Below are 6,709 nucleotides of genomic sequence, written 5' to 3'. Positions count from 1 at the left end.
TTTTTTTAAATGCACAAACTTTAAAATCGGGGGGGGGAGTGGTTATTGCCCATTCCGTAGGCCCCTCGCGTGTACCGCCGGTCTCAGCCCAGCCGCTTGACGGCGGCCGCCACCCGCTCGTCCGTCGCCGTGAACGCCACCCGTACGAAGTGGTCGCCCGCCGGCCCGTAGAAGTCGCCCGGCGCCACCAGGATGCCGAGCTCCGCCAGGTACGCCACGGTCTCCCAGCACGGCTCGTCGCGCGTCGCCCACAGGTAGAGGCTCGCCTCGCTGTGCTCGATCCGGAAGCCGTGCGCCTCCAGCGCGGCGCGCAGGGCCGCGCGCCGCTGCGCGTACCGGGTCCGCTGCTCGGCCACGTGCTCGTCGTCGCCGAGCGCCGCGACCGTCGCCGCCTGGACCGGGGCCGGCGTCATCATGCCGCCGTGCTTGCGGATCAGCAGCAGCTCACCGAGCACCGCCGCGTCGCCCGCGATGAAGGCCGCGCGGTAGCCGGCCAGGTTGGAGCGCTTGGAGAGCGAGTGGACGGCGACGATGCCCTCGTACGTACCGCCGCAGACGTCCGGGTGGAGCACGGAGACCGGTTCGGCCTCCCAGCCCAGCTCCAGGTAGCACTCGTCGCTGAAGACCAGCACGTCGTGCTCGCGGGCCCAGGCGACGATCCGGATCAGCTCGTCCTTGGACAGGACGCGGCCGGTCGGGTTGGACGGCGAGTTGAGCCAGAGCAGCTTGAGCCCGGCCGGGTCCAGCTCCGTCGGGTCGTCGTAGACCACGGGCTCGGCGCCGCAGAGCCGGGCGCCCACCTCGTACGTCGGGTAGGCGAGGCGCGGGTAGGCCACCTTGTCCCCGGCGCCGAGTCCGAGCTGGGTCGGCAGCCAGGCCACCAGCTCCTTGGAGCCGACGACCGGCAGGACGTTGTGGTGCGTCACCCCGACCGCGCCGAGCCGCCGCTCCACCCACCCGGCGATCGCGTCACGCAGCTCGCCGGTCCCCCACACCGTCGGATAGCCGGGGCTGTCCGCGGCGGCGACGAGCGCCTGCCGGATCAGCTCGGGCACCGGGTCGACGGGCGTGCCGACGGACAGGTCCACGATTCCGTCGGGGTGGGCCTCTGCCGTCGACTTGTAGGGCGCGAGCTTGTCCCAGGGAAAGACCGGGAGACGGGAGGAGACTGCGGACACGGAACTCTGCTTTCTCGTACGGGGTCACGGGCGGCACTCGGGCCGCTCGTCACCCGGGCGTGGAAACGCCTCGGTCCCGCACGGTGACGAGCCGTACGGGACCGGGGCGGCGCACGTGCTTGCCGCCGGCTACTGGTTCTGCGGCGGCAGCGCGGCGATGAACGCGTGGTCGCGCTCGATCAGGCCCAGCTTGGAGGCACCACCGGGCGACCCGAGGTCGTCGAAGAACTCGACATTCGCCTTGTAGTAGTCCTTCCACTCCTCCGGGGTGTCGTCCTCGTAGAAGATCGCCTCGACCGGGCACACCGGCTCACAGGCTCCGCAGTCGACGCATTCGTCCGGGTGGATGTACAAGGACCGCTGGCCCTCGTAGATGCAGTCGACGGGGCACTCTTCGATGCAGGCCTTGTCCTTTACGTCGACACAAGGCTGCGCGATGACGTAGGTCACGCTGTCGTTCCTCCTCGGTAGGGCGTTGGCTCTCGCGCGGGAGCGCGGCGTCGTCGATGCCCGCCCCTAGTATCTCCGTTCCGGGGCACGAACCGAACAGGAGGGGCGTAGAGAGCTGTGGAATTCACCATCGGCGGACAGCTCAAGGTCCGAATCACACCGGCTGACGTGGGCAAACGGGTATCAGTCCGGCGTGTGTGCGAGACCGGCCCACAAGGAGCGAAGTTCACCGACACGGTAGGGGTTCTCACATCGTGGGACGACGGTGTGGTCTCGATCACACCGAAGAGCGGTGAATCCGTCCGGATCGCGGAGTCGGCGCTGGTGGCGGGCAAGGTCGTACCCGCCGCTCCGGCCCGGCGGCGTGGCCCGGCGGTCTCCTTCGAGGAGCTCGCGCCCGTCTGCGCCCGGGCCTGGCAGCCGGTGGAGAGCGAACCGCTCGGCGACTGGCGGCTGCGCGCCGCGCAGGGCTTCACCCGGCGCGCCAACTCCGTACTGCCGCTCGGCGATCCGGGCGTCCCGCTCGACGAGGCGCTCGGGCGCGTTGTGCGGTGGTACGGGGAACGGGGCCTGCCCCCGTACATCCAGACCGCGACCGGCGCCGAGGGCACCCAGGAGCTGCTCTGCGCGGAGCTGGAGGAGCGCGGATGGCGCCGCGAGGTGACGGCGGAGGTACGCACCGCCGGGCTCGCGCCGATCGGTGATCTGGACGCGGACGTGTCGCGGGTGCGGCTGAGCCGGGACCTCGACGAGACGTGGCTCTCCCGCTATCAGCGCTTCGACGCCCCGGGCCCGCACGTCCTGGCGGTGCTGCGCGGCGGCCCCTCGGTCTGGTTCGCCTCGGTGCCCGGTGACGGCGAGGACGCGGCGCCCGCCGCGATCGGACGGTGCGTGGTGGACGGCCGCTGGGCCGGCTTCATGGCCGTCGAGGTCGATCCGGCGTACCGCCGCCGGGGCATCGCCACCGCCGTGATGACCGCGCTCGCCCGCCGGGCCCTGGAGGAGGGCGCGTCGGCGGCGTGGCTCCAGGTGGAGACGGACAACGCGGGGGCGCGGGCGCTGTACGAGGACATGGGGTTCGCCGTCCATCACCTCTACCACCACTTCCGGTCGGCGTGACGGGGGCGGACGGTTCCGATGAATCCTGAACCCGCCGACCGGCCCGGCCGCCCGGACCCGGACGAGCTGCGCCAGCAGTTCGCCGAGGAGGCGCGCGCCGAGCGGCCGGACCTCGCGCTGCTCTGCCTGCTGCTGGGCGCGGTGGCCGATCCGGCGCTGGACGTGAACGGGATCGACGCGGCGCAGATCGAGCTGGACGAGCTGGCGGGCCGCCTTCCGTACGGGGTGCGGGGCGGCCGGGCCTGGGCCTCGGCGCTGGCCGAACTGCTCGGTGAACAGTGCGGCTTCGCGGGCTCGTCGGCGGACTACCAGCGGCTGGAGTCGTCGCTGCTGCACCAGGTGCTGCGCAGACGTCGCGGGCTGCCGATCCTGCTGTCCGTGGTGTGGATCGAGGTGGCGCGGCGGGCGGGGGCCCCGGTGTACGGGGTGGCGCTGCCCGGTCATTTCGTCGTCGGCTTCGGCGATCCGGCCGAGCGGGTGCTGGCCGATCCGTTCGACGGGGGGCGGCCGATGACCGGGCAGGACGCGGAGCTGCTGGTGGCCGGCGCCACCGGGGAGCCGCTGGAGGAGTCGATGCTGGAGCCCGCCCGGCCGCTGGAGATCGTGCTGCGGATCCTGAACAACATCCGGGCCTGGGCGGCGGCCCGCCCGGAGCACACGGATGTGGCCCTGTGGGCGGTGGACCTGTCGCTCCTCCTCCCCTCGCACCCCGCCCGGCTGCGCTACGAGCGCGCCCAGCTGCTCGTACAGAGCGGGCAGTTCCTGCGCGGGGCGGCCGAGATGGAGGAGTACGCGGACGTGGTCGACGGGGTGGAGCCCGCGGCCGCGGAGGCGATCCGCCGGCGGGCGCGGGCCGCCCGGTCGTTGCTGAACTGAGGGCTGCCCACGGGGGCGGCCCCCTGTGGTTCCCGGCGTGAGCGCCCTCAGACGACCCTGCGCGCCGTGCGCAGCAGATACTCCTTGCGGTTGAGCGGGTCACGGTCGGTGCGCGGCCGTTCCGGGGCCGCGCCGACGACCGCCCGGTAGCGGTCGAACTCGGATTCCAGGACGCCCTCGCCGCGTGTCAGGGCCGGCAGCTGCTGCTGGAGTTCATGGACGCGGGCCGCCGGGATCTCGCCCTGGAGCACACACAGGGAACCGTGCACGGCCGGTGTCCCGGGGACGGCACGCAGCTGGGCGAGTACGGGCAGGACCGGGCCGAGCAGGTCCGCCGGGAGTTCCAGCCGGAACCGGTGGACCGGCTCGTGCACCGTGGTGCCGGCCCGCTTCAGCGCGCTCATCAGGACCAGCGGGGTCAGATTCCGGAAGTCCCCCGCGGTGCTCGACATGCTCTTGTCGAAAACCGCGTGCGAGTGGCTCTGGCGGGGCCAGTAACCGGAATGCGTCATGGTGACGACGCAGTCGGTGACCCGCCAGCCGTGAATTCCCTGCCGCAGGGTCTCCCCCACGGTCTCCTCCACCGCCCTCATCAGGGAGAAGGGCATCGATCCGAGTTCCACCTCCAGCCGGTACGTGATTCCGCTGCCGACCGGGGCGGGGTCGACCCTGAGGCCGACGGTCGCCAGAAAGGGGTTCCCGTCCTGATCGATGATCTCGTGCGCCGCTCCGCTGCCGTGCGGCCGTTCCAGGCAAATGGTCGTGGTCTCGCGGAAGGTGACGCCGATTCCGTATTCGTCGGCCAGCGTCGCCTGGATGACCTCCTTCTGTACTTCGCCGTAGAGCGAGACGGACACCTCTTCACGGATGTCGTCCTGGCGCAGATTGATCAGCGGGTCCTGTTCGGCGAGCTGCGCGAGCGCGAAGAGCAGTTCGCCCCGGCTCGCCGGGGGGCTGGGGACCACCACCGATTCCAGCGTCGGCGGGGCGAACCAACGGCCCGGTGGGGCCGCGTCCGGTTCGCCGACCGGATCACCGATCCGGATGCCGTCGAGCCCCCGGAGCTTCGCGATCCGGCCCGCGGCGGCCTCGGCCCCACGGGCGGCCGAGCCCTGCTCGAAGACGCTGATCCCGGTCACCCTGCCCTCGGCGCGCCCGTCGCCCCGCCCGAACGGCAGCCGGTCGCGGATCCGTACCGTGCCCGAGAACATGCGGACGTACGCCGTCTTCTCGCCGCCCGGTCCGCGCTCCACCTTGAAGACCGTGCCCGAGACCGGTCCGTCGGCATCGCCCCGGCTCACCGGCAGCAGCTCCCTGACCCCGGAGATCAGGGCGTCCACCCCGGCCCCGGTGATCGCCGACCCGAAGTACACCGGATGCACCAGCGACCGCCCGGTCTGCGCCGCCAGCTCCTCGCGGAGCCTGTCGTACGGGAGTGCCGCGCCGTTCTCGACGTACGCGGCCAGCAGCGCGTCGTCGTGGTCGGCGAGCAGTTCGGTCAGCCGGTCGGTGAAGCGGGCGTCGGCGCGGTCGTACGGAGCGCAGCGGGCATCACGGCCGCCCGGGGCGTCGACCGATCCCATGGCGACCACGGCCGGGGTCAGCTTCCCGGCGATGTCCCGCAGGACGGAGTCGCACCGCGCGCCGCCGCGGTCGACCTTGTTCACGAAGATGAGCGTGGGAATGCGCAGGCGTCGCAGCGTCCGCATCAGCACACGGGTCTGCGCCTGTACGCCCTCCACCGCGGAGACGACCAGCACGGCGCCGTCGAGCACGCTCAGTACCCGTTCCACCTCGGCGATGAAATCCGGGTGGCCGGGGGTGTCGATCAGATTGACCGTGGTGTCGTCGACGGCGAACGAGACGACGGCGGACTTGATCGTGATGCCGCGCTGCCGTTCGAGCGCCAGGGAGTCGGTCCGGGTGCTGCCCTTGTCGACGCTGCCGATCTCGTCGATGACGCCGGCGGTGTGGAGCAGCCGCTCGGTCAGGCTCGTCTTACCGGCGTCGACATGCGCCAGAATTCCCAGATTCAGCGTGTGCACGAAACTCCATGTCCTCAAGATCGGTGACAATTCCCGCCTGAATGAACATGTGAGTTCCTCGCATGACCCGCTCCTTCGTCGATCGATTTCTGCGGGCGAGTAGAGCAGGGGCCCGGACCGCCGACAACTGATTTACCGCTGGAAGGCAAGCAGGTCAGCTACGGCGCGTCGCACGCTCCGGGGGCGCCGCCGACGCGGATCGGGGGTCGTCCGCGCGGAAATCCGGCAGGTCGCGGGGATCGGCCCACTGGACCGTCACATCGCGCCGGCCGCGCCAACTCCCCTGACTCCCGGCGTGGTTGACGGGATATCGAGGACCGGACGGGGACGGGCGACGGACGCGCCGCCGTGTGGCGGGGTCGGCAAACGGGTGGGGCCCCGTCGCCCAAACCTCACGCGCCGCCGCGTGCAGTCCAACGGGTGATTATCGGGCCCACTCCACCCGAAGAGCCCACGGCGTAGCTCCAATGCCCCGCTTTCCGATGGCGCGGATTCGCATTCCGGCTGACGGTGGATCACGTCGCCACTGCGCCACATTGAGTCGACATCCCGTCACTCTTCGCAGTTGCGGCGAAAGGAATGTGTTCAGATGCGCTCTGCCCGCACACTGTTCGCTTCGGCCGCTGTCACAGCGGTTCTCGCCATCACCGGTCCGTCCGCCTACGCCATGGTCATGGCGGACGACTCGGGCCAAGACAACGGATACTCGTCCTCGCAGGGCGACGACTACGGCAAGTCCGACCGCGGTGGAGACCGCGGCGGAGACGAAGGCGGCCGCGGTGGAGACCGCGGCGGCGACGAGGGCGGCCGTGGCGGAGGCCGCGGCGGCGACGAAGGCGGCCGTGGCGGAGGCCGCGGCGGCGACGAGGGCGGCCGCGGCGGCTACGGCCGACCCAACGGTGGCGTCCACGCCGGCGGCGGCTTCATGGCCGCCGTGATCACCGCTGACGACGAGGGCGGTCGCGGTGGCGACCGTGGCGGCGACGAAGGTGGCCGCGGCGGCGACGAAGGCGGCCGCGGTGGCGACCGCGGCGGCAACGA

The 6,709-nt window shown here is 71.6% G+C and carries 6 protein-coding genes; 3 read left to right on the top strand and 3 right to left on the bottom strand.

Translation table 11 applies throughout. The annotated features are described in order from the left end of the window. Positions 1-83: 83 nt before the first annotated feature. Both ACFVH0_RS36470 and fdxA read right to left on the bottom strand, forming a co-directional pair. Positions 84-1,178, bottom strand: a complete 1,095-nt coding sequence (locus ACFVH0_RS36470; RefSeq protein WP_385827412.1) for a bifunctional succinyldiaminopimelate transaminase/glutamate-prephenate aminotransferase — start codon at positions 1,176-1,178, stop codon at positions 84-86. A 129-nt stretch (positions 1,179-1,307) separates the two neighbouring features. Then, on the bottom strand, positions 1,308-1,628 hold the full coding sequence (gene fdxA, locus ACFVH0_RS36465; RefSeq protein WP_018956287.1) for a ferredoxin: 321 nt from the start codon (positions 1,626-1,628) through the stop codon (positions 1,308-1,310). Positions 1,629-1,745: 117 nt separating this feature from the next. Between fdxA and ACFVH0_RS36460 the strand changes: the two genes are divergently transcribed. Both ACFVH0_RS36460 and ACFVH0_RS36455 read left to right on the top strand, forming a co-directional pair. Beyond that, positions 1,746-2,747, top strand: coding sequence for a GNAT family N-acetyltransferase (locus tag ACFVH0_RS36460; RefSeq protein WP_385827410.1), 1,002 nt, complete (start codon positions 1,746-1,748; stop codon positions 2,745-2,747). 18 nt (positions 2,748-2,765) lie between these two features. Beyond that, positions 2,766-3,623, top strand: a complete 858-nt coding sequence (locus ACFVH0_RS36455; protein ID WP_385827408.1) for a tetratricopeptide repeat protein — start codon at positions 2,766-2,768, stop codon at positions 3,621-3,623. A 47-nt stretch (positions 3,624-3,670) separates the two neighbouring features. Here the strand turns inward: ACFVH0_RS36455 and ACFVH0_RS36450 are convergent, their stop codons facing one another. Further along, the gene (locus ACFVH0_RS36450) at positions 3,671-5,668 is read right to left on the bottom strand and encodes a GTP-binding protein (RefSeq protein ID WP_385827406.1); all 1,998 of its coding nucleotides are present in this window, start codon (positions 5,666-5,668) and stop codon (positions 3,671-3,673) included. A gap of 589 nt (positions 5,669-6,257) precedes the next feature. Between ACFVH0_RS36450 and ACFVH0_RS36445 the strand changes: the two genes are divergently transcribed. Further along, on the top strand, positions 6,258-6,709 hold a 452-nt coding region (locus ACFVH0_RS36445), incomplete at its 3' end, for a hypothetical protein (protein WP_385827404.1).

The sequence above is a fragment of the Streptomyces sp. NPDC127117 genome, from assembly GCF_042677325.1.
In the GTDB taxonomy this organism is placed as follows: Bacteria; Actinomycetota; Actinomycetes; order Streptomycetales; family Streptomycetaceae; genus Streptomyces.
This window is presented reverse-complemented; position numbering and strand designations above follow the sequence as displayed.